Annotated in this window: 23 protein-coding genes; 13 read left to right on the top strand and 10 right to left on the bottom strand. The window is 38.1% G+C overall.

Going from position 1 to position 24,674, the window contains the following annotated elements; translation table 11 throughout:
- The first annotated feature begins 57 nt into the window (after positions 1–57).
- The 3 genes from alaS to csrA all read left to right on the top strand — a co-directional run bounded on the left by alaS (position 58) and on the right by csrA (position 4,587).
- Entirely contained in the window at positions 58–2,748 is a 2,691-nt protein-coding gene (gene alaS / locus GGG_RS0100795; protein ID WP_171057627.1) for an alanine--tRNA ligase, read from the top strand.
- Between the two features lie 63 nt (positions 2,749–2,811).
- On the top strand, positions 2,812–4,092 hold the full coding sequence (locus tag GGG_RS0100790) for an aspartate kinase (protein WP_010111266.1): 1,281 nt from the start codon (positions 2,812–2,814) through the stop codon (positions 4,090–4,092).
- A 240-nt stretch (positions 4,093–4,332) separates the two neighbouring features.
- On the top strand, positions 4,333–4,587 hold the full coding sequence (gene csrA, locus GGG_RS0100785) for a carbon storage regulator CsrA (protein ID WP_010111264.1): 255 nt from the start codon (positions 4,333–4,335) through the stop codon (positions 4,585–4,587).
- Positions 4,588–4,661: 74 nt separating this feature from the next.
- Here the strand turns inward: csrA and rnhB are convergent, their stop codons facing one another.
- From rnhB to GGG_RS0100770, 3 genes are all read right to left on the bottom strand, one after another.
- Positions 4,662–5,231, bottom strand: a complete 570-nt coding sequence (gene rnhB, locus GGG_RS0100780; RefSeq protein ID WP_010111262.1) for a ribonuclease HII — start codon at positions 5,229–5,231, stop codon at positions 4,662–4,664.
- Between the two features lie 66 nt (positions 5,232–5,297).
- Positions 5,298–5,618 carry a hypothetical protein gene (locus GGG_RS0100775; protein WP_227500471.1) on the bottom strand — a complete coding sequence of 107 codons (321 nt, stop codon included), beginning with the start codon at positions 5,616–5,618 and terminating at the stop codon, positions 5,298–5,300.
- Positions 5,619–5,799: 181 nt separating this feature from the next.
- Entirely contained in the window at positions 5,800–6,177 is a 378-nt protein-coding gene (locus tag GGG_RS0100770; protein WP_010111258.1) for a hypothetical protein, read from the bottom strand.
- Between the two features lie 244 nt (positions 6,178–6,421).
- Here GGG_RS0100770 and GGG_RS0100765 point away from each other — a divergent pair, with 244 nt between their 5' ends.
- Positions 6,422–6,976, top strand: a complete 555-nt coding sequence (locus tag GGG_RS0100765; protein WP_010111256.1) for a cytochrome b — start codon at positions 6,422–6,424, stop codon at positions 6,974–6,976.
- 202 nt (positions 6,977–7,178) lie between these two features.
- Here GGG_RS0100765 and GGG_RS0100760 read toward each other — a convergent pair whose 3' ends face one another.
- The 3 genes from GGG_RS0100760 to GGG_RS0100750 form a co-directional block, all read right to left on the bottom strand.
- Entirely contained in the window at positions 7,179–7,541 is a 363-nt protein-coding gene (locus GGG_RS0100760; protein WP_010111254.1) for a hypothetical protein, read from the bottom strand.
- Positions 7,542–7,619: 78 nt separating this feature from the next.
- Entirely contained in the window at positions 7,620–8,621 is a 1,002-nt protein-coding gene (locus GGG_RS0100755) for an adenosine deaminase (protein ID WP_010111252.1), read from the bottom strand.
- Between the two features lie 133 nt (positions 8,622–8,754).
- Positions 8,755–10,074, bottom strand: a complete 1,320-nt coding sequence (locus GGG_RS0100750) for an NCS2 family permease (protein WP_029574377.1) — start codon at positions 10,072–10,074, stop codon at positions 8,755–8,757.
- A 616-nt stretch (positions 10,075–10,690) separates the two neighbouring features.
- Here GGG_RS0100750 and GGG_RS0100745 point away from each other — a divergent pair.
- On the top strand, positions 10,691–11,491 hold the full coding sequence (locus GGG_RS0100745; RefSeq protein WP_010111248.1) for an undecaprenyl-diphosphate phosphatase: 801 nt from the start codon (positions 10,691–10,693) through the stop codon (positions 11,489–11,491).
- A gap of 127 nt (positions 11,492–11,618) precedes the next feature.
- Here the strand turns inward: GGG_RS0100745 and GGG_RS0100740 are convergent, their stop codons facing one another.
- The 3 genes from GGG_RS0100740 to GGG_RS0100730 form a co-directional block, all read right to left on the bottom strand.
- Complete coding sequence (locus GGG_RS0100740; protein WP_010111246.1) at positions 11,619–12,866, bottom strand: OprD family outer membrane porin; 1,248 nt, start codon at positions 12,864–12,866, stop codon at positions 11,619–11,621.
- Between the two features lie 127 nt (positions 12,867–12,993).
- On the bottom strand, positions 12,994–14,361 hold the full coding sequence (locus tag GGG_RS0100735; protein ID WP_010111244.1) for an MFS transporter: 1,368 nt from the start codon (positions 14,359–14,361) through the stop codon (positions 12,994–12,996).
- A gap of 294 nt (positions 14,362–14,655) precedes the next feature.
- Positions 14,656–15,573, bottom strand: a complete 918-nt coding sequence (locus tag GGG_RS0100730; protein ID WP_010111243.1) for a LysR family transcriptional regulator — start codon at positions 15,571–15,573, stop codon at positions 14,656–14,658.
- A 285-nt stretch (positions 15,574–15,858) separates the two neighbouring features.
- On the opposite strand from GGG_RS0100730, the gene catA reads away from it, so the two are divergent.
- From catA to benE, 6 genes are all read left to right on the top strand, one after another.
- Positions 15,859–16,779: a catechol 1,2-dioxygenase gene (gene catA / locus GGG_RS0100725; RefSeq protein ID WP_010111242.1), complete on the top strand. Its 921-nt coding sequence runs from the start codon at positions 15,859–15,861 to the stop codon at positions 16,777–16,779.
- 85 nt (positions 16,780–16,864) lie between these two features.
- On the top strand, positions 16,865–18,247 hold the full coding sequence (gene benA / locus GGG_RS0100720) for a benzoate 1,2-dioxygenase large subunit (protein WP_010111241.1): 1,383 nt from the start codon (positions 16,865–16,867) through the stop codon (positions 18,245–18,247).
- 29 nt (positions 18,248–18,276) lie between these two features.
- Complete coding sequence (gene benB, locus GGG_RS0100715; protein ID WP_010111240.1) at positions 18,277–18,768, top strand: benzoate 1,2-dioxygenase small subunit; 492 nt, start codon at positions 18,277–18,279, stop codon at positions 18,766–18,768.
- 106 nt (positions 18,769–18,874) lie between these two features.
- The gene (benC, locus tag GGG_RS0100710) at positions 18,875–19,891 is read left to right on the top strand and encodes a benzoate 1,2-dioxygenase electron transfer component BenC (RefSeq protein ID WP_010111239.1); all 1,017 of its coding nucleotides are present in this window, start codon (positions 18,875–18,877) and stop codon (positions 19,889–19,891) included.
- Between the two features lie 40 nt (positions 19,892–19,931).
- Positions 19,932–20,711 carry a 1,6-dihydroxycyclohexa-2,4-diene-1-carboxylate dehydrogenase gene (locus GGG_RS0100705; protein ID WP_010111237.1) on the top strand — a complete coding sequence of 260 codons (780 nt, stop codon included), beginning with the start codon at positions 19,932–19,934 and terminating at the stop codon, positions 20,709–20,711.
- Between the two features lie 192 nt (positions 20,712–20,903).
- Positions 20,904–22,106: a benzoate/H(+) symporter BenE gene (benE, locus tag GGG_RS0100700; protein ID WP_010111236.1), complete on the top strand. Its 1,203-nt coding sequence runs from the start codon at positions 20,904–20,906 to the stop codon at positions 22,104–22,106.
- 61 nt (positions 22,107–22,167) lie between these two features.
- Here benE and catM read toward each other — a convergent pair whose 3' ends face one another.
- Positions 22,168–23,088 (bottom strand): cis,cis-muconate-binding transcription regulator CatM, encoded by a 921-nt coding sequence (gene catM, locus GGG_RS0100695; protein WP_010111235.1) that lies wholly within the window; start codon positions 23,086–23,088, stop codon positions 22,168–22,170.
- A 103-nt stretch (positions 23,089–23,191) separates the two neighbouring features.
- On the opposite strand from catM, the gene GGG_RS0100690 reads away from it, so the two are divergent.
- Complete coding sequence (locus tag GGG_RS0100690) at positions 23,192–24,301, top strand: muconate/chloromuconate family cycloisomerase (RefSeq protein WP_010111234.1); 1,110 nt, start codon at positions 23,192–23,194, stop codon at positions 24,299–24,301.
- Between the two features lie 14 nt (positions 24,302–24,315).
- Positions 24,316–24,606, top strand: a complete 291-nt coding sequence (gene catC, locus GGG_RS0100685; RefSeq protein ID WP_010111232.1) for a muconolactone Delta-isomerase — start codon at positions 24,316–24,318, stop codon at positions 24,604–24,606.
- Positions 24,607–24,674 lie beyond the last annotated feature (68 nt).

The following is a 24,674-nucleotide window of genomic DNA, read 5'->3' as shown; positions in this document are numbered from 1 at the left end:
AAATCAGACTCAGCAACACACTTTTAGCCAATATGAAAATTAAGGAGTGACTTGGTTGTGAGTACTCGTATTATGACAACTGCTGAAATACGTGAAGCTTTTTTGCGTTACTTTGAATCGCAAGGACATACACGTGTCGCGTCGAGTTCACTTGTACCTGCCAACGATCCTACTTTGCTTTTCGCCAACGCCGGAATGAACCAATTTAAAGATTGCTTCCTTGGCTTGGAAAAGCGTAACTATGTTCGTGCAACATCTTCACAAAAAGTTGTACGTGCAGGTGGTAAACACAACGATTTAGACAACGTTGGTTATACCGCACGTCACCATACTTTCTTTGAAATGTTAGGTAACTTCTCTTTTGGTGATTACTTCAAACGTGATGCAATCAAATTTGCTTGGGAATTTCTAACCGGTGATGAATGGTTAGCGCTCCCTAAAGATAAATTATATGCCACTGTTTATCATACAGATGATGAAGCTTTTGACATTTGGAACAAAGACATTGGTCTGGATGCAAGTCATATCATCCGTATTGGTGATAAAGGCGAAAAATACGAATCAGATAACTTCTGGACAATGGGTGACACAGGTCCTTGTGGACCTTGCTCAGAAATCTTCTTTGACCATGGCGACCACATTTGGGGTGGTTTACCGGGTACACCTGAAGAAGATGGCGACCGCTTTATCGAGATTTGGAACAACGTTTTCATGCAGTTCAACCGTACTGCTGATGGCGTGCTTCATTCACTTCCAGCACCCTCTGTAGATACAGGTATGGGCTTGGAACGTATTTCTGCTGTGATGCAACATGTTAATTCAAACTATGATATTGACTTGTTCCAACACCTGCTCAAATCTGCTGCTGAAATTATCGGCGTAGACATGAGCCAAGCTGAAGCTGATGCACAAGCAAATAATCAAGCTGTTGAATACCCTGCTTCACTTAAAGTTGTTGCTGACCATGCTCGTTCATGCTGTTTCTTGATTGCTGATGGCGTAAACCCATCAAATGAAGGTCGTGGCTATGTGTTACGTCGTATCATCCGTCGTGCAGTTCGTCATGGCAATAAAATGGGCGCAACAGGCACATTCTTCTACAAAATGTTGCAACCATTAATCGATGTTATGAGTCAAGCTTATCCTGAATTGATTGAACGTCGTCAGGTAATTGAAAATGCTTTAATTCGTGAAGAAGAACTATTTGCTAAAACACTAGAGCAAGGTTTGAAATTGCTTGAAGGTGAATTGGCGAACTTGAAAGGCAAAATCATTCCAGGTGAAACAGTCTTTAAACTTTATGATACTTATGGTTTCCCAACTGATTTAACGGCTGATATTGCACGTGAACGTGAATTAGAAATTGACGAAGCTGGTTTCGAAGTTGAAATGGCTGCTCAACGTCAACGTGCACGTGATGCGGGTAAATTTGCTGTTGATTACAACAGCATCGTCAAAGTTGATGGCGAAACTCAATTTGATGGCTATGCTGCAACTCAAGGTCAAGGTCAAATTGTTGCGATCTATAAAGATGGCGAACAAGTTGACGAAGTCGTTGAAGGCGATGAAGCACTGATTGTATTAAACCAAACCCCTTTCTATGCTGAAAGTGGTGGTCAAATCGGTGATACAGGTATTTTCAAAAACGATACAGGTATTTTTGAAGTTCAAGATACTAAAAAATCTGGTGGTGCTTTTGTACACCAAGGTATCGTGACAATGGGTAGCTTAAAAGCGACTCAAAGCGTTGAAGCGATTGTTAAAGCTGATTTGCGTGAAGCAACTGCACGTAACCACTCTGCTACTCACCTTTTACATGCAGCTTTACGTCAAGTATTAGGCGAACATGTACAACAAAAAGGTTCATTGGTTGCTTCAGACATTTTACGTTTTGACTTTGCCAATGATCAGCCTGTTACTTTCGAACAACTACAACAAGTTGAACGCATTGTGAATGGAGAAGTGATTGCCAATACAGCTGTTTCTACTGAACTCTTAGACATCGAAGCTGCAAAAGCAAAAGGCGCAATGATGTTGTTCGGTGAAAAATACGGTGATGAAGTACGTGTCCTTTCTATGGGTTCACTCAAAGATGAGAAGAATTTCTCAATTGAGCTTTGTGGTGGTATCCATGTAAAACGCACAGGTGATATTGGTTTATTCAAAATTACTTCAGAAAGTGGTGTTGCAGCAGGTGTACGTCGTATCGAAGCTGTTACAGGTACGAAAGCACTTGAAGTCGTTCAAAAAGCTGATGCAGATATTCTTTATATCAATGATTTACTGAAAGCTCAAAAAGACCAAACTGTTGAAAAAGTCGAAGCAACAGTTGAAACAGCACATCAATTACAAAAACACATTGAGCAATTGAATCAAAAATTGGCGAACTTCCAAGCAACAGACTTAATTGGTCAAGTTCAAGAGATTGCAGGTCGCCAAACACTTATTGCCACAGTTCAAGGACAAGATGCGAAATCTGTTCGCCATCTTCATGACAGTGTCAAATCTAAATTAGAAAATGCAGTCATCGTGCTTGCAGGTGTTGAAGGTGACAAAGTCAGCTTAATCGCATCTGTAGCGAAAGATTTTACTGCAAATCTAAAAGCAGGTGACATCATCAAACACTTAGCAACCGAGTTAGGTGGTAAAGGTGGTGGTAAACCTGACTTAGCACAAGGTGGCGCGCCACTAAACGAGAAGTTTGATCAAGTGATGGCAGATTTAACTGCTTGGCTTGCTCAAAAATAAAACTTCACCTTTTGTGTAACTGACCCTAATGCCAATTAGGGTCATGGCTTATATGGAACAACTATGGCATTAATCGTTCAAAAATATGGCGGTACCTCTATGGGTACTCCCGAGCGCATTTTAAATGTTGCTCGTCGTGTAAAGCGTTGGCATGACCACGGCCACAAGGTTGTAGTGGTTGTATCAGCAATGAGTGGTGAAACTAACCGCTTATTGGCTTTAGCGAAAGCCATTACCGAAACTCCTGATCCTCGTGAATTAGACCAAATGGTGTCTACCGGTGAACAGGTAACGATTTCAATGTTAGCTATGGCGCTTAACTCAATTGGTGTTGAAGCAAAATCGCTAACAGGTCGCCAAGTGGGTATCAAAACTGACAACGCATTTACCAAAGCCCGTATCGAATCGATTGACACCGACGTCATGACAGATCATTTAGATGCAGGTCGTGTTATTGTTGTTGCAGGCTTCCAAGGCTTTGATGCTGATGGCAATACCACAACTTTAGGTCGTGGTGGTTCTGATACTTCAGGTGTTGCACTTGCTGCTGCACTAAAAGCGGATGAATGTCAGATTTATACAGATGTTGATGGCGTATATACCACTGACCCTCGTGTTGCACCTAAAGCGAAAAAAGTTGACCGCATTTCATTTGAAGAAATGCTTGAAATGGCATCTCTTGGTTCTAAAGTTCTACAAATTCGTTCTGTTGAATTTGCAGGGAAATACCAAGTGCCTTTACGCGTATTATCAAGTTTTGATAATGACAATGATGGCGCATTCGACGAACATTTCAAAAAGAATGTCGGGACACTAATCACTACAGAAGCGGAAGACAGTATGGAACAGCCAATTATTTCAGGTATCGCATTTAACCGTGACGAAGCTAAATTAACAATTTTAGGTGTACCTGATGAACCAGGTATCGCTTCTAAAATCTTATCTCCGATCGGCGCAGCAAATGTCGAAGTCGATATGATTATCCAAAATGTAGAAGAAGATGGTACGACTGACTTCACATTTACAGTCAACCGTGGTGAGCTTAAAAAAGCCACGACAATCCTAGAAGAAACTGCTCGTGCAATTGGCGCACGTGAAGTTGCAACTCGCGATGATATCGTTAAAGTGTCTATCGTTGGTGTAGGCATGCGCTCACATGCGGGTGTTGCGAGTAAAATGTTTACAGCACTTGCAGATGAAGGGATCAATATTCTAATGATTTCAACATCTGAAATTAAAATTTCAGTGATTATTGAAGAAAATTATTTAGAGCTTGCTGTACGTTCTCTACACACTGCTTTCGGTTTAGACCGTGAACATGGCGAATCAAGTGCGCATGCTTAATATTTAATCTAAAAGATTAAGTATTTCACTATTTCACTTGATAAAAAACCAGAGCCACTATAGTTTTTACTATAGTGGCTCTGTTATATTAGACCATGAGGTTTAAGAAGAATTTTCAACAGTGCGTGCTAAAGTGAAAATTTTGTCACATTTTTCTGTTAAAATTGGCTCTGCTATCGAGGTTTGTTTTTCGTATATTGAAATTCATCGCAGGTTTAGCGTTTAAGCAAGGAGATAAACATGCTGATTCTGACCCGTCGTGTCGGAGAAACATTAATGATTGGGGATCAAGTCAGTGTAACTGTACTTGGTGTCAAAGGTAATCAAGTGCGTATTGGTGTGAATGCACCAAAAGAAGTATCTGTTCATCGTGAAGAAATCTATCAACGAATTCAACATGAACGCGCTATGCACGAACATCTTCAACACATCGATCAAGATTATCAGCCTTCTTTTGAAGATGATAATACAGTGCAAAACAACTATAATCGTTAAGGTTATAGTCTTTTTGCAAAATAAAGCGGCTCTTGAGGCCGCTTTAAATTTTTATGGATTTCAACAATTTATAATTAATCAATGCCCAAAGCTTTCTTGACGGGTGCATAACTACGACGATGTTGATCGATTACGCCATGCTGCTCAATCGCTTCAAAATGTGCTTTAGTCGGATAGCCTTTATGTTTAGCAAAACCATATTGCGGATACTGTAAATCTAAAGCCACCATTTCATAATCACGCGTTACTTTGGCAAGAATACTTGCAGCACTGATTTCAGCATGCAATGCATCTCCACCGACCACCGCATCACAACTCATCACAAGACCTTGTGGCACTTTATTACCATCAACAAGGACATGCTCAGGTTGAACTTTTAATTTTTCTACCGCACGACGCATTGCCAATAAAGACGCTTGTAATATATTGATCTCATCAATTTCTTCATGGCTGGCTTCTGCAATAGCCCAAGCCAACGCTTTTTCTTGAATTTCAATAAACAGTTTTTCACGTTTTTTTTCAGTGAGTTTTTTTGAATCGTTCAAACCTTCTATTGGATTATTAGGATCTAAAATCACAGCAGCAGCTACAACTGAACCAACCAATGGCCCTCTACCCGCTTCGTCTACACCAGCAATTAACATTTTCTACTCTCATAAAAAATGACTGATCAACAGCCATTCTAAAAGTTTAATAACAATCTCTTGATCTTAGTTTAACATTTCAGAGGCACAAACGGCTGTTGTTTTTGTAGTTGCCAAAGCTGCATAAGTTTCTTTCGCTTTCGGATCAATTGCCGCTAATGCCAATTGTTCTTTAGACAACACCTTCGGTGAATTTTCTCCTACACAGTTACATACTTGACGTTTTTTCTTATGTTTTTGATCTTCAGATAAAAGTTTGCTACTTAACATCCATGTTGGATTATTTTCAATTTCATTCATACATTTGCTATGTGACGCCATCTTAATCACGGAAAATCCATCTGACTCAGAACCAGATAAAGGATTTGATACACAAGCTGTAAGCATGACAACCCCAAGCAAACTAAGTATTAATTTATCATTTTTCATACGGATATCACCCTTGTTGTAAAATAGACGATGCTTCGATTTTTATAGTTCAAATTAATATAAAAGATAAATTCAAGAAAGTACAAAAAATTCAGTAAAAGAAGCTCGGATTGCCCCAGCTTCTTGATTTCACATCAACTTATTTGATTGCTTCAGCAACACATTCATTAATTGTTTTAGTTACAACATTTGAAACGATAGTTGCACGTGCTTGTGGGTCAATTGCTGCTGTAGCTAAATCAACTGCAGTCACACTTTGCGGTGCTTTTTCACTTACACAACCACAAATTTGACCTTGAACATTGGTTTTTTGCTCATCTGTCATTACGCGAGTTGCAGTTTTCCAAGCAGGAAGACTATTCAATTCTGTCGTACATTTTGCATTGATTGCAACTTTCATCGCAACCATACCCAATTGTTGAGTTGTGGTACTTGCAGCAGTGCCAGTTGAATCTGTTGTTACGCAAGCCGTTAAACCTAAGCTGATTAAAGCAACAGCAGCGAATAATTTATTCACACGTTTTTCCTTTTCATAATATGAAGTGCGAGTATTTTGCCTAAACTATGACTTAGTTTAAACCTAAATTTTAAATAATCATGTAATCGCCCTTTCTTGAATAATTATTGAATCATCATCGAGTATTTTTATGTTTTTGAATATCTTGCGTTGCAAATATAAAACAATACGTTGAATTTTTAACGATGATCGTCAGCTAAAAAATGGATATGATATTGATAAATATATTTAAGGTGCGCATAAAATGTCGCAAAAATCAAAATATTACACCAAAACTGCGCAATGGTTACATTGGGTCATGGCTGTTATTTTCATTGCAGCATGGATTATCGGTTTTTATAGTGGGAATTTTCTAAGTTACGATGTTGACGGTAGTTATAAAGGTGATGTGATTACACTGCATAAGAATATTGCATCTGTGATTATCTTTCTTGTGATTATCCGTATTTTTTGGCGCTATACCCATCCTGCACCTGAGCTACCTGAAACCATGTCACCGATGATGAAGTTTTTGGCTCATTTAGGACATTTGGGGCTTTATTTTATGCTCTTGGCATTACCGATTTCAGGTTGTTTATTCAGTTGGAGCGCCGGTCATCCTGTACCTGTACTCTATCTATTTGAAATTCCAAGAATGATTCAAGACAATCCTGACCTAACAGATATTGTGAAACCAATTCACATTTACTTATCTTGGGCTGCTGGTTTGCTTTTAGTTGGACATATCTTAGCTGCACTTAAACATCATTTTGTTGATAAAGATAATGTGCTTAGAAGCATGACTCGCCAATCCGATTAATTTACTCTGATCAATTCAGGTTGCATATTTCCTTTTCGTTTAGGAAATATGCAAATTTTCCAGCTTAGAAATTCTTTTAGCAAAAAATATAGTAAGACTAAAACTGAAAATAAATAAAATACGAACTAAATAAAACATCACCCATTCAGACGTTCATATTTATTGATTTCTATTTAAGATGCTATTCTCAAATCCATTCGCATTATTTCAATACTTCTTGTACGCAGCCCTTTAAACTATTTATAAGTGCCTGCTGTACTAATTCATTCTTCGCATTTTTATTGACTGTCGCCATCAGCAAATCTTGAGTAGGCACATCGTTTAATGCATTTTCACTGACACATTCACAAACTTTTTCTTGTGCATGATTCTGTTGTTCCGTTGATAAAAATAAAGCAGAAGCTTGCCAAAGTTTAGAGGCTTTCAATTCATTACCACACTGCAACTCAATTACTGGTTTCAGTATTCTTTGTACCGTAGATTGTTTTTGATTTCCTGTATAAGCGAATATCACAACGCCTATGATTAACAATACAAAAAGTAAAATAAGCAAGCGTTTTAACATATTGTCCTCATTAAAAAAGCAGTGTATGAACACTGCTTTATCATTGTCACTTTAGAATAACGGAGAATAAATCGTTATCTAAACCAATGCATCAATTTGATTGTTCCATTTTTGCTTTTCTTCATTCGAAATAAATGAAGCTTCAAATGAATTTTTAGCCAATTGCTTTAGCTCATCATTGTTTAAATCAAGTGCATCTGCAATTGCAAAGAAATTATCATTCATATAACCACCAAAATATGATGGGTCATCTGAATTCACGGTCACGTGAACGCCCTGTTTTAATAATCTCTGAATATTATGCTGTGCCATATCATCAACCACGCACAGTTTTAAATTACTCAGTGGGCAAACGGTCAAAGGCATTTTTTCAGCAATTAAGCGTTGCATGAGTTTAGGATCTTCTTCTGAACGTACACCGTGGTCAATACGGTTCACTTTCAATAAATCCAATGCTTCCCACACATATTCAGCTGGCCCTTCTTCACCTGCATGTGCAACCACTAAAAAGCCAGCTTCTCGTGCTTTGGCAAATACACGTTCGAATTTAGCAGGTGGATGCCCCACTTCACTTGAATCAAGCCCCACGCCAATAATTTGGTCTTTATATGGCATCGCTTGCGCTAATGTTTCGAATGCTGCTTCTTCGCTTAAATGGCGTAAGAAACACATAATCAGACGTGAGGTTATGCCCAATTTTGTTTCAGCATCATCACAAGCACGCTGTAAACCATTGATCACCGTTGCAAATGCAACACCACGATCTGTATGGGTTTGCGGGTCAAAAAACATTTCTGTGTGCACAACTTTGTCTTCAGCACATTTCTCAAAATACGCCCAAGCCAAGTCATAAAAGTCTTGTTCATGTACAAGTACATTGGCACCTGCATAATAAATATCAAGAAAAGACTGTAAATTATGGAAGTTATACGCTTGTTTCACTTCTTCTACAGATTTATAGGGAATATCAATCTGGTTACGTTGAGCAATGGCAAACATGAGTTCTGGCTCAAACGTCCCTTCAATATGCACATGCAATTCTGCTTTTGGTAAAGCACGTATGAGTTCATTTCTATTCATGTTCTATCCTCAAAAATCGAAAGTCAAAAACTTATTTATCAGTTCAATAACTTCATTCAAACTAAAATTCTTTAATCATCTTAAATAAAAAAGGGTGCAAACTGAGTTTACACCCTTTCTTGAATCGGAGAAATTATCCACCAAATGCGATGAATTTAATCACCCAAAGCAAGGCAATAATCCAAACCATATACGGAACAGTCTTCGCTTTACCCGTAAATAATTTTATCACTGCATAGCTAATAAAGCCCATTGCGATACCATCTGCAATTGAGTATGTAAATGGCATGAATACAATGGTTAAAAATGCAGGAACAGCTTCTGTAATGTCATCCCAATCAATATTGGTAATGCCTTGAATCATCAACACACCAACAAATAACAATGCTGGAGCGGTTGCAAAACCAGGTACCGATTGCGCTAATGGCGCAAGGAATAAACATGCAATAAAGAGCACACCAACAACAACAGCAGTTAAACCAGTACGACCACCAGCAGCAACACCAGCAGATGATTCAATATAAGGAGTCGTTGAAGATGTACCTAAAGCAGCACCTGCAACAATCGCAGTTGAGTCAGCAAATAATGCTTTTTTCAAGCGTGGTAATTTACCATCTTTGAGCAAACCTGCACGATGCGAAACCCCTACAAGCGTACCTGTAGAGTCGAATAAATCGACAAGGAAGAAGACAAAAATCACACCGACTAAACTTGCAGTAAACAAACCTTCAAAGTTCATCTGTAAGAATGTAGGTGCAATTGAAGGAATTGTACCAACAACGCCTTTAAATTCATTCAAACCCATTGCCGTTGCAATACCCGTAATCACTAGAATACTAATGATAATTGCACCACGGATTTTAAAATGATGCATCACAACAATCATGGTAAAACCGAGTAAAGTCAACAAAACTGTTGGTTGTTTCAAATCCCCCAAGCCTACTAAAGTGGCTTGATTTGCAACAATAATACCCGAATTTTTCAGTGCGATCAGGGCTAGGAATAAACCAATTCCGCCACCGATTGCAAATTTCAAAGACATTGGGATCGCATTCACAATCGCTTCACGAATCTTAAACATACTGATCGCGATGAAAATCAAACCCGAAACGAATACAGCAGCCAAAGCAGTTTGCCAAGGAACGCCCATGCCTAAACATACAGAATAAGTAAAATAAGCGTTTAAACCCATACCTGGTGCAAGCGCAATAGGATAATTTGCGATAATCCCCATTACAAAACAACCGATTGCAGCAGCCAAACAGGTTGCTACAAATACAGCACCATGATCCATTCCTGTTTCAGACAAGATCAAAGGGTTTACAATAATGATGTAACACATCGTTAAAAATGTCGTTAAACCCGCAAGTATTTCGGTTCTAAACGTTGTTTTGTTCTCGCTTAATTTAAATAAGCGTTCAAGCAAACCCGCTGAAGGATTTGGATTTGTCATTGCTGAGCCCCTATCGAGTTTGAGCTATTCGTTGATAAAATCTAGTTCATTTAGAAAATGATGCACGTCCAAATTTAGCGTGAACAAAACATTCAATAAACGTACCAAAATAACATTTCCGATAAAAAACGATTTGAATTAAAAAAGCTGCGGTTAGGCAGCTTTTATATTAAGAACGCTTTATTACGGTCTTTTTCGATCACATATTACAAATTATAACATACTGTTCAGTTAATTTTACCAATCTGTTCATGCTACTTATCGAGTTACTTTGAACGTGAAAGATCAAAAAATGACTTGAAACTATTTTTCAATGTTTACCCTGTTCAAATCACAGGTTATCGTCTGGTATGACCATCCCAATAATTTTTTAAATCTCGGCTGTAATTCTTCCAACATTACACTTCTCATCTGTCATCACATTTTCTAAAAGAAGGCAGTGAAACGTATATTGAGTTGTAAATAATAACCACCATTTGAATGAACGAGATGATTTCTAACCGCTCGTATTCCTTTTTTGTCGCAAATGTAAAAAATTACAATTTTCCATTTCTAAAAAATATTGAAATGCATTAAAAATGGTTCAAATTTTTATAACCAATCAATTGTTTAATTTATGGAAAATTTAGAGCTTCTCAAAGCCTTATTTTTGGGTTTAATCGAAGGGTTAACTGAGTTTTTACCTATTTCGAGTACTGGCCATTTAATTCTTTTTGGACATTTAATCGATTTTCACTCAGATGGTGGTCGAGTTTTTGAAGTGGTGATCCAACTTGGTGCGATTTTAGCCGTCTGTTGGTTGTATCGACAAAAAATTGTAGAACTGGTTAAAAGCTTTTTCTCTGGCGATTTACATGCACGACGTTTTACTATCAATGTCTTGTTAGCGTTTATTCCAGCAGTGGTCATCGGAGTCTTGGCTGTTGATTTTATTAAACAAGTACTTTTTAGCCCTCTTGTTGTTGCCTGCGCACTGATTATTGGTGGATTAATCATTTTTGCAGTAGAAGCAAGAAAATTTGAACCCAAAACCATTGAAGCAACCGACATTTCGATTAAACAAGCTATTATTGTTGGATTCGCTCAATGTGTCGCAATGATTCCGGGAACTTCACGTTCAGGTGCAACCATTATTGGTGGAATGTTAGCAGGCTTATCACGTAAAGCTGCAACAGAGTTCTCATTCTTCCTTGCCATGCCAACGATGCTCGGCGCAGCAACTTATGATTTGATTCGCAATGCAGATGTGCTCACTTCTGATAATTTAGTGAATATTTCAGTTGGATTTGTCGCAGCATTTATTGCAGCACTTTTAGTTGTAAAAGCTTTGGTAAAATTTGTTGAAAGACATACTTTAAGAGTATTTGCTTGGTATCGAGTGGTATTAGGTGTAATTTTACTCATTGTATTCTTATAAATTAAGCATTTCTTAGATATAAATAAATCCCCCTAAATTTGAAATTTAGGGGGATTTTTATTCTTGAATATTTAAGATTTTCATCGTACAAATTGCATCATTGATTCAAATCTAAAACTCAAAATAATCAAAACTTCTTGGTATACGTTGTTAAGAGACGATTTTCCTGAAATGAATTTCCATGATCAATATCATAGTCGATGTAAATCCATTGAAATGCCAAACCTTTTAACGATGGATTTTGCACTTGATAAGATAAAATTAAATTTAATTCAGACTCTTTATTATCTCGCCCTTGCGAATCCTTAAAATCAAAACCATAGACATATTTTGCTAAAGCATTTAAACCAGGAACATAGTCTTTAAAATCATATCCATATAATGCATGAATTGATTTTTCATCTTTCTTGAAGAAACCTGTAGTATTCCAGTTAATAAAATACAGTTCCGGAAGGAAACCATCAGGAAGTGGATAAGCTGTGTCCCCTGCGATCTGTTGATAACCTAAAGCTGCTGTTTGGTTTCCAACAAAGATCTTTTCCAATACACCAATATTATGGTTATCAATTTCTCCTGCTTTTGAATCCCCAGAATCTTGAGATCTAAAATATTTGATACGTGTCTGAGATTTAAAATGCTCATTTTTCCACGTGTATTCTAAACCGACATAGTGCTTATCAAATAAATCTTCCATGTCGCCATAATAATATTCAGCTTTAAAATTAGGTGTTAGATCATATTTAAGGTCAACATAATTTAAACCTTCAGATTCATGTTTTTGTCCTTTGACCGTATAAGAAAAGCGATGAAATCCCTCTTGATAACGTGGTGAAACTTGTTCAACTCGACCAAATTCAAGCTTCAATTGATCTGTGATTTTGGATTGAACTTGTCCACCCCAATATGAACTTAATAATTGGCGACTGGCATCAATAGACGTCACAGGTAAGTCTAACCAAAGTTCACCTACTTTTAACTCAGTTTGATCATAACGTGCTTTAAATGTCGCACCATATTTAAAGAAGTTACGATCTTGAGTTTGGGTATTTTTATCGAAAGGCAGAACTGTATCATCCACATGTCGGTCATCACTTAAACGATATGCATATTGCAATGATGCATCTACGCCTAATTCGATGGGCTTACCTGCTACTTCTAAAACCGTTGGAATATATTTTGAATTATAAAAACCTGAAATCCCTTGTGACCAACTTCCTGGATCTTTTAAATCATCACGATCGAAATTACGCTCAATAAATGCATTTTTTAATACGAGTTTAAATTGGTTGTCATTACCACTATCTGCATGGCTTAAACCCGTCACGCATAGATTACCAATTAAAATAGAAAGTAGTGTTTTTACAGTGGTTTGCATATTTAATCCTTTTAAAATTGTATCGATATTCCTAAATTTGATACAAAAGAGTCCTCAGCCAGAAGGTATGCAAATACCTTCTGTTCTAATTTTAAATTTGAACGTTATGATTCGTGAACTCAGCCAATTACTGTGCTTTTACTGCTGAATTTTTAGAAAAATCTGCTGATTCTTTCGCTCTACTTTCCGTAGAAACTTTTAAATTCACCATGAAGATTGCCAATGCTGCAATGACACCAGGGATTGCAATGATCATGAAATTCAATTGGTGTGGAAGCTGTAGTGTCAATAGCGCACCTGTTAAAACAGGACCTACGATTGCACCAATTCGACCAATTCCAGAAGCCCAACCCATACCCGTAGAACGAACTGCTGCTGGATAGAATTGTGCAACAAAGGTGTAAAGTAAGATTTGTGAACCAATGGTTGCCGCGCCTGCAATGGCAATTAAGCTATAGAGAAGGATTTGATGGCTCTTAAATCCAAGTAAAATTAATGCTGCTGCACCGACAGTAAACATCACAATTAATACAGGTTTAAGATGGAAGCGATCTGCTAAAACACCACCACCAATTGCGCCAACCATACCACCAATGTTGAGTGCGAATAGAAACAACATACTTGCGCCAAGCGAGTAACCTGCTTGAATCATCAGCTTCGGCAACCAGCTACCGAGCGCATACACCATCAACAAACACATAAAGAAAGCAACCCAAAACATGACTGTACTGGTGGTACGTCCTTGTTGGAACAATGCTTTCAGAGGCGCTTCATCACCTACCGTTGGTTCATTCAGTACAAATTCTGTTTCAGGTGTAATTGCTTGTTGAGGAGAAATCTTTTTCACAATTTCAGCAACTTTTGCAGATTCGCCTTTTTTCGTAAGGAACATCAATGATTCTGGTAGAAATTTCCAAATTAATGGTAAGCAAAGTAATGGTAATCCTGCGATATAGAACATGATTTTCCAACCATAATCAGCAACTAACCATGCACCAAGCAAAGCTGAGGTCATTCCACCAATCGCATAACCACTAAACATGACTGCAACCAAAGTGCTACGGATACGTTTTGGAGCATATTCTGTCATCAACGCTACGACATTCGGCATCACGCCGCCAATACCTAAACCAGCAAGAAATCTTAAAATACCAAATTCAACAGGTGTGGTTGTAAATGAACCTAAAAACGTAAAACCACTAAAAATAGCCACACAGATCATAATGGTTTTTTTACGACCCAATTTATCTGAAAGCGTACCAAAACTCATTGCACCAAACATCATGCCGAACAATGCTGTACTGGCGAGTAAACCTGCTTGTACCGCGGTTAAACCCCACTCTTGCATCAGCAAAGGCAATGCGACACCATAAATAACCAAGTCATAACCATCAAAAATAATGATCATTAAACACCACAACAAAACACTCCAATGAAAGGGTGTAAATTTAGCGTCATCCACAATGCTATTTATATTCAATTTATTCGTTTGCATGTTCAGCCTCCTGCTGTGAAACGTGATAAAATTTTCCAAACAATGGGGCAACTGCTATTTTTTGTCCAAAACCGAATATATATATATTCATACCTAAAAGGTCGGTTTAATAAAAATGATTTGATAAACAATAAATTAAGACTTAAAAATAAGAGTCATTGATTAATTTTTTTATGCATTTTTCTTTTAATTTTATTATTTTTATTCATTTTTCATTAATTTCAGAACAAATCGAATGATTTGCTCTGATTAATCAATACTTTACTATTCACATAATATTTAACACTATATAGCTTATATATTGTTGCGATCATATTGGAATCCCTCCAAATCATAGACCTGATAAATACAATCAAATAAAGAACGAATATTTTCACTTTCATCCATACAACGTATTGCAAGGAAAATTGGACTCTTTGCAGAACTGTCTAATAATGGAATATAGTTTAAATTTGGCAATTGAATCGTTTTAGCACTTTCGGGAACAATACAAATCCCTTCACCCGCAGCAACTAAACCCAAAGCCAGTTGAATTTCTCTGACTTCTTTAAGATTTTTCGGATCTAGACCATGTTCTGAAAAAATATTACGGACTTGCGTTGAAAAGTTTGGTTTAGGATGACTTGGATATAAAAATAAATTTTCATCTTCAATATCTGCTAAATATGTCCCTTTTGAATTACTCGCTGCTAAATGATGACTGGTATGTACAGCAACCATTAAGGGTTCTTCACGTAACAATACTCTGCGCACCGCAGGATCTGAAATTCGAAGTCGTCCAAATCCAACATCAATCCGCCCTTCTTTTAAAGCTTGGATTTGATCTTTGGTACTCATTTCTACGAGCTCTATTTTTAAATGAGGCTGTTGCTGACGAAACATATAAACAATTTTCGGCAATAAGCCATAGAGCAGAGATCCAACAAAACCCATGGTGACTGTTTTTTCGATCAGACCAATGCGTTTAGTCATCGACTTCACTTCTTCTGCATTAGACAAAAGTTTAACAGCGTGTTGATAAAAGAATTGCCCTGCTTCCGTGGTTTTCAACGGACGACTTCCTCGCTCGAAAAGCGCAATTCCTAGTTCACTTTCAAGGTTTTGGATCTGCCTGCTTAATGGAGGCTGAGCGATAAAAAGCTTTTCTGCGGCTTTTGTAAAACTTTGTTCTTCTACAACAGCGACAAAATAACGTAAATGTCTGAGTTCCATCCCAACTCCATACCTTTAAGATATAAATAAATGCAAATTTGATCTTAGACAGCGATCATTCATTCTTTTAAGGTATATCAAAAGTAAGATGAAAAGCAAGATTGCAAAACTTTTCACAATGCCAAGCGAATTAATTTAATTCAGTCAGCCAAATGAATAAGCGATGCACGTTCAACTTTTTAAGTCTTATTGAAATAGGACATGAAAAGTGGTCAGCAATGCAGTAAGCAGAATTTCAATCACTGCGAGTCACATGCCAAACCACTCATATTTAGGAGCAATCGTATGAATCGTCAAGAAATTGATGCTTTAGTTAAGCAAATGAACGTGGAAACGGCGACAGGTGCTGTCAATGATCGAGTACAACAAATCGTTGTTCGTTTGCTTGGTGACCTTTTTCAAGCTATTGAAGACTTGGATATCTCACAGTCTGAATTATGGAAAGGTTTAGAATATTTTACTGATGCTGGTCAAGCCAATGAACTTGGTCTTTTAGCTGCTGGTCTAGGTTTAGAACATTATTTAGATTTACGTGCTGACGAAGCAGATGCTAAAGCAGGGATTACTGGTGGTACACCTCGTACAATCGAAGGTCCACTCTACGTTGCTGGTGCACCTGAATCTGTAGGTTTTGCTCGGATGGATGATGGTTCTGAAAGCGATAAAATTGATACGTTATTCATCGAAGGTATTGTTAGGGATACTGATGGCAATATTATTCCAAATGCTAAAGTTGAAATTTGGCATGCCAACAGCCTAGGTAATTATTCATTCTTTGATAAATCACAGTCTGACTTCAACTTACGTCGTAGCATTTTGACAGATGCAGATGGAAATTATGTTGCTCAGACAACAATGCCTGTTGGCTATGGTTGCCCACCTGAAGGTACAACACAAGCTGTTTTAAACTTGCTTGGCCGCCATGGTAATCGTCCTTCTCATGTCCATTATTTCATTTCTGCACCGGGTTATCGCAAACTTACAACGCAATTTAATATTGAAGGTGACAAGTACCTTTGGGATGATTTTGCCTTTGCTACACGTGATGGTTTAGTCGCAACTGCTGTTGATGTAACAGATGAAGCTGAAATTGCACGTCGTGGTGTAGACAAACCATTTAAACAGATCACTTTTAATGTTGAATTGGTCAAAGATCAAACTCAAGCACCTTCAACAGAAGTAGAACGTCGTCGCGCAAGTGCATAACAAAAATACCAAAATTGATGACTCGACTGAGGCTTAGATCAAACAGCCTCAGCCCTATCACCACACGGATAGTCGGAGAACAGACATGCCTCGTATTCCAGTAATTAACACCAGCCATCTTGATCGTATTGATGAGTTACTTGTCGATAATTTTGAAACAGGTGAATTTAAATTACATCGCTCAGTATTTACAGACCAAGCTTTATTTGACCTTGAATTAAAATACATTTTTGAAGGTAATTGGGTTTATTTGGCACATGAAAGTCAAATTCCCAATAATAACGATTACTACACCACTTATATGGGACGTCAACCGATTTTAATTGCACGTAACCGTAATGGTGAACTCAATGCAATGATCAATGCATGTTCACACCGTGGTGCACAACTGTGTCGTTATAAGCGTGGTAATAAAGCAACTTATACCTGCCCTTTCCACGGTTGGACATTTAATAACTCTGGAAAATTACTCAAAGTTAAAGATCCAGCAGATGCAGGTTATTCAGACTGTTTTAATAAAGACGGTTCACATGACCTGAAAAAAGTTGCACGTTTTGAAAACTACAAAGGTTTCTTATTTGGTAGCTTAAATCCTGATGTACCAAGTTTAGAAGAATTCTTAGGTGAAACAACTAAGATCATTGACATGATTGTTGACCAATCTGAACAAGGTTTAGAAGTTTTACGTGGCTCTTCAACCTATACATTTGAAGGCAACTGGAAATTAACCGCTGAAAATGGCGCAGATGGTTATCACGTTTCAGCAGTACACTGGAACTACGCTGCAACGACTCAACAACGTAAAGAAAAAGAAGCTGCTGACAATGTCCGTGCGATGAGCGCAGGCTCATGGGGTAAACAAGGCGGTGGTTCATACGGTTTTGACAATGGTCACATGCTGCTTTGGACACAATGGGCAAACCCAGAAGATCGTCCGAACTATTCTAAAGCTGAAGAATATACTGAAAAATTCGGCGCACCTATGTCGAAATGGATGATTGAGCGCTCACGTAACCTATGCTTATATCCAAACGTCTATTTAATGGATCAGTTTGGTTCTCAAATTCGTGTGGTACGTCCAATTTCAGTCAATAAATCTGAAGTGACCATTTATTGTATCGCACCTGTGGGTGAAGCACCTGAAGCTCGTGCGCGTCGTATTCGTCAATACGAAGATTTCTTTAATGCTTCTGGTATGGCAACGCCTGATGATCTTGAAGAATTCCGTGCTTGCCAAGCAGGTTATGCAGGTATCGAATTGGAATGGAACGACATGTGTCGTGGTTCAAAACACTGGATTCAAGGTCCTGATGATGCAGCCAATGAAATTGGTTTAAAACCATCGATTAGCTGTATCAAAACAGAAGATGAAGGTCTTTATCTTGCACAACATCAATATTGGTTAAAAACCATTAAACATGCCATTGAAGCAGAAAAAGAACTTGCTGGTTTGGATTTGGTTGATTAAGGAGAAACAATATGAATGCGACTGCAACAATGGATAAAGCAAGTATCGAAAATATCAGCCAATTTCTCTACCGTGAAGCTCGTTTTTTAGATGATGAGCAATGGGATGATTGGTTAGCGTGTTACGCACCAAGCGCTTCTTTTTGGATGCCTGCTTGGGATGATGACGACAAATTGACTGAAGACCCACAGTCTGAGATTTCCCTCATTTATTATCCAGACCGTCAAGGACTTGAAGACCGTGTGTTCCGTATCAAAACAGAACGCTCTTCTGCAACTATGCCCGACACACGTACCTGTCACAACATTGCCAATGTTGAAATCATTGCACGTGAAGGCGACAAAGTCACAGTACGCTTTAATTGGAACACTTTAAGTTTCCGTTATAAAACCAATTATTGCTACTTTGGCATGTCACGTTATGAGATTGATTTTTCAGGTGAAAAACCACAAATTTTAAGCAAATATGTGGTGCTAAAAAATGACTATATCAACCAAGTAATTGATATCTACCACCTCTAAGACTCTTGATTGTAAATATTCACAATAAAGAGCAAGGTCAGCCGTTCAGCCTTAAGGAGATTTGACTGAACGGCAGAAGATTTATATACATTAAAAGGATTCTGCCATGTCAAACCATAATGTTGCACTTCAATTTGAAGATGGCGTAACTCGCTTTATTTCTGTTGCTCAAGATGAAACCCTTTCTGATGCAGCGTATCGTCAAAAAATTAATATCCCTTTAGATTGCCGTGATGGTGCATGTGGTACTTGTCGTGCATTTTGTGAATCAGGCTCGTATGACATGCCTGAAGAAAATTACATTGAAGATGCGTTGACTCCCGAAGAAGCTGAACAAGGCTACATCTTGGCTTGCCAATGTAAACCAACTTCAGATGCTGTATTTAAAATTGCAGCATCATCAGAAGTTTGCAAAACGGAAATTCATCAATTTCAAGGCACGCTCTCTCGTGTAGAAAATCTATCTGATTCAACGATTACTTTTGATATCCAATTGGATGATGGTCAGCCTGACATCAATTTCCTTGCTGGACAATATGTCAATGTAGGCATTCCTGGAACATCTGAAACACGTTCATATTCATTTAGCTCAAAGCCGGGTAATCGCCTCACAGGCTTTGTGGTACGTAATGTTCCAAACGGAAAAATGAGTGAATTCCTCAGCAAAAATGTTCAAGCTGGCGACAAAATGACGTTTACAGGGCCTTTCGGAAGTTTCTATTTACGTGATGTCACCCGCCCTGTGTTGATGCTCGCTGGTGGAACAGGTATTGCCCCGTTCATGTCAATGCTACAAGTGCTTGAAGAAAAAAATTCAAATCATCCTGTACGTTTAGTCTTTGGTGTGACCAATGATTTTGACCTTGTCGCTATTGAAAAATTAAATGAGTTACAAGCTAAATTTCCTTGGTTTGAATACCGCACTGTTGTAGCACATGCAGACAGTCAGCATGAACGTAAAGGTTATGTGACCAGCCATGTAGAAAATGACTGGTTAAATCAAGGTGATGTCGACGTTTATCTCTGCGGCCCAGTGCCAATGGTTGAAGCAGTACGTGGCTGGTTAGATACAGAAGGTATAAAACCTAAAAGCTTCTTATTTGAAAAATTCTCTGCGAATTAATCAGTAGATATAAATATTCATATTTGAGGAGAATGGAGCCATGAATCAACGCTTTCAAAATAAAGTTGTTATTGTTACAGGTGCAGCTCAAGGTATTGGCCGTGGTGTCGCATTACAAGTCACTTTAGAAGGTGCCCAAGCAGTTTTGGCTGATCGCTCTGAATTTGTTGAAGAAGTCCTTGCTGAAATCAAAAATAATGGTGGTGACGCTGTCACCATCAATGCAGACTTAGAAACCTTTGCAGGTGCGCAATCTGTTGTTGAAAAAGCGATTGCGACTTATGGACGTGTTGATGTGCTCATTAACAACGTCGGCGGTGCAATTTGGATGAAACCTTTTCAGGAGTTTTCTGAGGAGGAAATCATCAAAGAAGTGAATCGTTCATTATTTCCAACACTTTGGTGTTGTCGTGCTGTACTTCCTGAAATGATTAAAAATCAGAAAGGTACGATTGTAAATGTATCTTCGATTGCAACACGTGGTATTAACCGTGTGCCCTATTCAGCTTCAAAAGGTGGCATCAACGGATTAACCGCTTCTCTTGCTTTTGAACATGCCAAAGATGGTATCCGTGTCAATGCAATCGCAACAGGTGGTACAGAAGCACCGCCACGTAAAGTTCCTAGAAACGACAATCCGCTTTCTGACAATGAAAAATTATGGATGCAAGAAGTTGTTGATCAAACTATTGAACGCACTTTCTTAGGTCGCTACGGCACCATTCAAGAACAAGTCAATGCCATTGTATTTCTTGCATCTGATGATTCTTCATATATCACAGGTACTGTCGTCCCTGTGGGTGGTGGTGACCAAGGTTAGACACCGCTTTTAACAATCGACACTACAAATGAAATCATTTGAAGTCACTGATGTTATATGCATGTGTTATATACTGCATCTTTTGAAAATTAAAAAATGCAGTATATATCTATAAGCAATTATAAGCGGGAAAGTCCAAGAAGAGATTACCCGAACGTCAGTAAGAAAAACCATTGAACACGGAGCTAAGTAATGGCGAATCTATTGCGAACATTAAAAGATGATTGGTCTATATCAGCAACTGTTGCAGGATTTTTAGCTGTTCTTATTTCCTATTCTGGGCCATTGATTATTTTCTTCCAAGCTGCACAGCAAGCCCATGTTTCCAATGCGATGATGATTTCATGGATTTGGGGAATTTCCATTGGTGCAGCCGTTGCAGGCATTTATTTATCGATCAAGTTCAAAACACCTGTGATTACAGCATGGTCTGCACCCGGGACAGCCTTACTCGTCACACTCTTTCCTCACGTTTCGCTCAATGAAGCCGTAGCTGCCTACATCACGACCGCTGTCGTGATTTTAATCATTGGTATCACAGGTTATTTCGACAAATTACTGAAATGGATTCCACAAGACGTCGCTGCGGGAATGATGGCAGGGATTTTATTTCAATTTGGCTTAGGTTTATTTACCTCAACCGATACTATGCCATTGATTGTGTTTAGTATGTTGATCGTTTTCCTCTTTGCCAAACGCTTCACACCACGTTATGCAATGGTATGGGTACTGGTTGCTGGCGTTGTTCTTAGTCTTGTTTTTGGCAAAATGAACCCTGTTGATGTGAATTTCACCTTGGCTATTCCACAATTTATTCAACCTGAATGGACTTGGGATTCAACTCTAAACCTTGCTATCCCACTTATTTTAGTGAGCCTCACTGGACAATTTTTACCCGGTATGGCCATTATGAAACTCAGTGGCTATGACACCCCTGCTAAGCCTATTATTACCGTGACCAGTATTGCTTCTTTAGCTGTTGCATGTGTAGGTGGGATTACCATTGTACTAGCATCGATTACCGCAGCGCTGTGTATGGGTAAAGATGCGCATGAATTAAAAGAAAAACGCTATATTGCAGGTATTGCCAATGGTATTTTTTATATTCTAGGTGGTTTATTTGCAGGCAGTATTGTGATGCTGTTTAGTTTGCTACCTAAGGAATTAATTGCTGCACTTGCAGGTTTAGCATTATTAGGTGCGATTGCAACCAATATCTCAGTTGCAATGAAAAATGAAGCTCAACGAGAAGCAGCCTTAATTACTTTCCTTGCAACCGCTTCTGGTATGCATTTTTTAGGGTTAAGTTCTGTATTTTGGGGCATTTGCATTGGTGTGATCGCACATTTGATTTTAACCAAACGAACAAGTAATACGCTAAGCTCTGCCAAATAAAAACACATCATTCACTACAATGACTGTCATGTGTAATTGCAATCTGCTCCAAACATCAGAATTAAATTGATTCACTTGTTTTGAGCAGAATATTTTCTTCGTCGAATACACTTCTAATGCAATCTAAAATTTTTGGAATATAGTTGCTTTGATCCATATTACGAACAGATAAAGAAATGGGACTATAAGCTTCAACATCTAATATTGGAATATAGACCAAATTTTTCATCCCTATATCACTTGCACTTTCAGGAATAATGCAAATTCCCTCCCCCGAAGCCGTTAGCCCTAAAGCCATATGAATTTCTCGAACTTCAATCATATCTTTAGGAACTAGTCCTAGCTCAGTAAATATAGACTGAATTAATGTTGAAAAATTAGGTTTTTGTGATGCAGGATAAGAAAAAATAGGTTCATTAATAATCTGCGATAAATAAATACCTTGATTCATAAATTCAGCTAAATGATGATTTTTATGTACTGCTAATTTTAATTTTTCTTCTCGCAGTAAAATACGTTTAATCGCTGGATCACTAATTCTTAAGCGCCCAAATCCGATGTCTATTTTGCCCTGCTTCAATGCTTCAATCTGATTTTTAGTTCCACATTCAATCAGTTCAACTTCAATCTCAGGATTATTTTGACGAAACAAATAAATAATTTGCGGTAATAAAGCATATAAAAGTGAACTGACATAACCAATACGAACAATTTTGTTGACCGAGCTGATGCGTTTTGCCATCGATGTTGCTTGGGCTGTATGCGTTAAAATTTGCACAGCATGTTGATAAAAGAACTGCCCCGCTTCAGTGGTACGGGCTGGTCGAGAACCACGTTCAAACAACAAAATGCCAAGCTCTTCTTCAAGCTTCTGAATTTGCCGACTTAATGGAGGCTGAGCCATACATAATTTTTCAGCAGCTTTGGTAATACTTTGCTCTTCCACTACCGTAACAAAATATCGAAGATGTCTTAATTCCATTTAATATACCTAATAAGTATATAAAAATACCAAATTGAGCCTAGTTAAAGATTTTATATTAATTTAGGGTATATAAATAGATTGATACAAAAGAAATATGCAGATGTATAAGTCCATAGAAACACTCTTGGTAGAAATTCCAACGATTCGCCCTCACAAGATGGCTGTCGCAACCATGCAAACTCAAACACTGGTTCTCATCAAAGTCACCACTGAAGATGGGCTAGTCGGTTGGGGTGAAGCAACCACGATTGGTGGCTTAGGTTATGGTGAAGAAAGTCCTGAAAGTGTAAAAACCAATATCGAAACCTATTTCGCACCATTGCTCAAAACATTGGCAGGTATGAATATCGCGCAAACGATGCAAGTGATTAACCGTAATATCAATGGTAATCGTTTTGCAAAATGTGCAATTCAAACTGCATTATTGGATATTCAAGCGCAACGTTTAGGCCTACCACTCAGTGAAGTTTTAGGTGGTCGCTTACGTGACAGTATTCCTGTGTTATGGGTTCTAGCTTCTGGCAACACTGAAAAAGATATTGCTGAAGCTCAGAAAATGATTGCGTCTAAACGTCACAATATTTTCAAACTAAAAATTGGCTCACGCCCTGTAGAACAAGACGTAGAACATGTTCTCGCAATTAAAAAAGCTCTAGGTTCTGACATTTCTATTCGTGTTGATGTCAACCGTGCTTGGTCAGAATTGAATGCCATTAAAGGCATTCAAATGCTTCAAGATGGTGGTGTTGATCTGATTGAACAACCCTGTGCGATCCATAATATTGATGCCATGCAACGTTTAACACGTAAGTTTGATATCGCAATCATGGCAGATGAATCTTTAACGGGTCCTCAAAGTGCTTATGAACTTGCGCAACGCAATGCGGCTTCAGTCTTTGCCGTTAAAGTTGCCCAGTCTGGCGGTTTAATCGAAGCATGTGAAGTTGGGAAGTTAGCGAATCTTGCAGGAATCGACCTCTATGGCGGTACCATGTTAGAAGGCCCTGTCGGAACAATCGCCTCTGCTCACGTATTTTCAACTTTCAGCAATTTAGCATACGGTACTGAGTTATTTGGTCCATTACTATTGACTGAAGACATTTTAAAAACACCACTTCAATATGAAAATTTTGAGCTGAAAATCCCAACAGGTTCAGGCTTAGGTATTGAATTAGATGAAGACAAGATTGACAACATGCGTCGTCAATAATTGAAGGAGTTAACATGCTTTTCCAAGTAAGAATGGATGTTCATATCCCACTCGATATGCCTACAGAAAAAGCCAATGAAATTAAAGCTATAGAAAAGGCTTATTCACAAGATTTACAGCGTCAAGGTAAATGGCGACATATTTGGCGTGTTACAGGGCAATATTCAAATATCAGTATTTTTGATGTTGAAAGCAATGAAGAACTTCACAATATTTTACAAGGGCTTCCATTGTATCCCTACATGAATATTGAAGTGATGGCACTTAATCGCCACCCTTCTTCAATCCGTGATGATGACAGCTGAGTTGTTATATTCGTATACGTTTAATTTTTAGTTATAGCAATAAACAAGGAATGTGGTGAGCAAAGGAG

It is taken from the genome of Acinetobacter sp. P8-3-8, assembly GCF_000214135.1.
Lineage (GTDB): Bacteria > Pseudomonadota > Gammaproteobacteria > Pseudomonadales > Moraxellaceae > Acinetobacter.
The sequence above is the reverse complement of the archived record's forward strand: the minus strand, read 5'-3'. Positions and strand labels throughout refer to the sequence as shown.

What these genes read in the sequence shown, in the direction of transcription:
- catC (WP_010111232.1), top strand. Translation starts at nt 24,316, where the DNA reads ATGCTTTTCCAAGTAAGAATGGATGTTCATATCCCACTCGATATGCCT.
- GGG_RS0100690 (WP_010111234.1), top strand. Translation starts at nt 23,192, where the DNA reads ATGTATAAGTCCATAGAAACACTCTTGGTAGAAATTCCAACGATTCGC.
- GGG_RS0100735 (WP_010111244.1), bottom strand. Translation starts at nt 14,361, where the DNA reads ATGCAAACGAATAAATTGAATATAAATAGCATTGTGGATGACGCTAAA.
- GGG_RS0100790 (WP_010111266.1), top strand. Translation starts at nt 2,812, where the DNA reads ATGGCATTAATCGTTCAAAAATATGGCGGTACCTCTATGGGTACTCCC.
- catA (WP_010111242.1), top strand. Translation starts at nt 15,859, where the DNA reads ATGAATCGTCAAGAAATTGATGCTTTAGTTAAGCAAATGAACGTGGAA.
- rnhB (WP_010111262.1), bottom strand. Translation starts at nt 5,231, where the DNA reads ATGTTAATTGCTGGTGTAGACGAAGCGGGTAGAGGGCCATTGGTTGGT.
- benC (WP_010111239.1), top strand. Translation starts at nt 18,875, where the DNA reads ATGTCAAACCATAATGTTGCACTTCAATTTGAAGATGGCGTAACTCGC.
- GGG_RS0100750 (WP_029574377.1), bottom strand. Translation starts at nt 10,074, where the DNA reads ATGACAAATCCAAATCCTTCAGCGGGTTTGCTTGAACGCTTATTTAAA.
- GGG_RS0100760 (WP_010111254.1), bottom strand. Translation starts at nt 7,541, where the DNA reads ATGTTAAAACGCTTGCTTATTTTACTTTTTGTATTGTTAATCATAGGC.
- GGG_RS0100765 (WP_010111256.1), top strand. Translation starts at nt 6,422, where the DNA reads ATGTCGCAAAAATCAAAATATTACACCAAAACTGCGCAATGGTTACAT.
- GGG_RS0100730 (WP_010111243.1), bottom strand. Translation starts at nt 15,573, where the DNA reads ATGGAACTCAGACATTTACGTTATTTTGTCGCTGTTGTAGAAGAACAA.
- benB (WP_010111240.1), top strand. Translation starts at nt 18,277, where the DNA reads ATGGATAAAGCAAGTATCGAAAATATCAGCCAATTTCTCTACCGTGAA.
- catM (WP_010111235.1), bottom strand. Translation starts at nt 23,088, where the DNA reads ATGGAATTAAGACATCTTCGATATTTTGTTACGGTAGTGGAAGAGCAA.
- GGG_RS0100755 (WP_010111252.1), bottom strand. Translation starts at nt 8,621, where the DNA reads ATGAATAGAAATGAACTCATACGTGCTTTACCAAAAGCAGAATTGCAT.
- benE (WP_010111236.1), top strand. Translation starts at nt 20,904, where the DNA reads ATGGCGAATCTATTGCGAACATTAAAAGATGATTGGTCTATATCAGCA.
- GGG_RS0100740 (WP_010111246.1), bottom strand. Translation starts at nt 12,866, where the DNA reads ATGCAAACCACTGTAAAAACACTACTTTCTATTTTAATTGGTAATCTA.
- benA (WP_010111241.1), top strand. Translation starts at nt 16,865, where the DNA reads ATGCCTCGTATTCCAGTAATTAACACCAGCCATCTTGATCGTATTGAT.
- GGG_RS0100775 (WP_227500471.1), bottom strand. Translation starts at nt 5,618, where the DNA reads ATGCTTACAGCTTGTGTATCAAATCCTTTATCTGGTTCTGAGTCAGAT.
- GGG_RS0100705 (WP_010111237.1), top strand. Translation starts at nt 19,932, where the DNA reads ATGAATCAACGCTTTCAAAATAAAGTTGTTATTGTTACAGGTGCAGCT.
- GGG_RS0100745 (WP_010111248.1), top strand. Translation starts at nt 10,691, where the DNA reads ATGGAAAATTTAGAGCTTCTCAAAGCCTTATTTTTGGGTTTAATCGAA.
- csrA (WP_010111264.1), top strand. Translation starts at nt 4,333, where the DNA reads ATGCTGATTCTGACCCGTCGTGTCGGAGAAACATTAATGATTGGGGAT.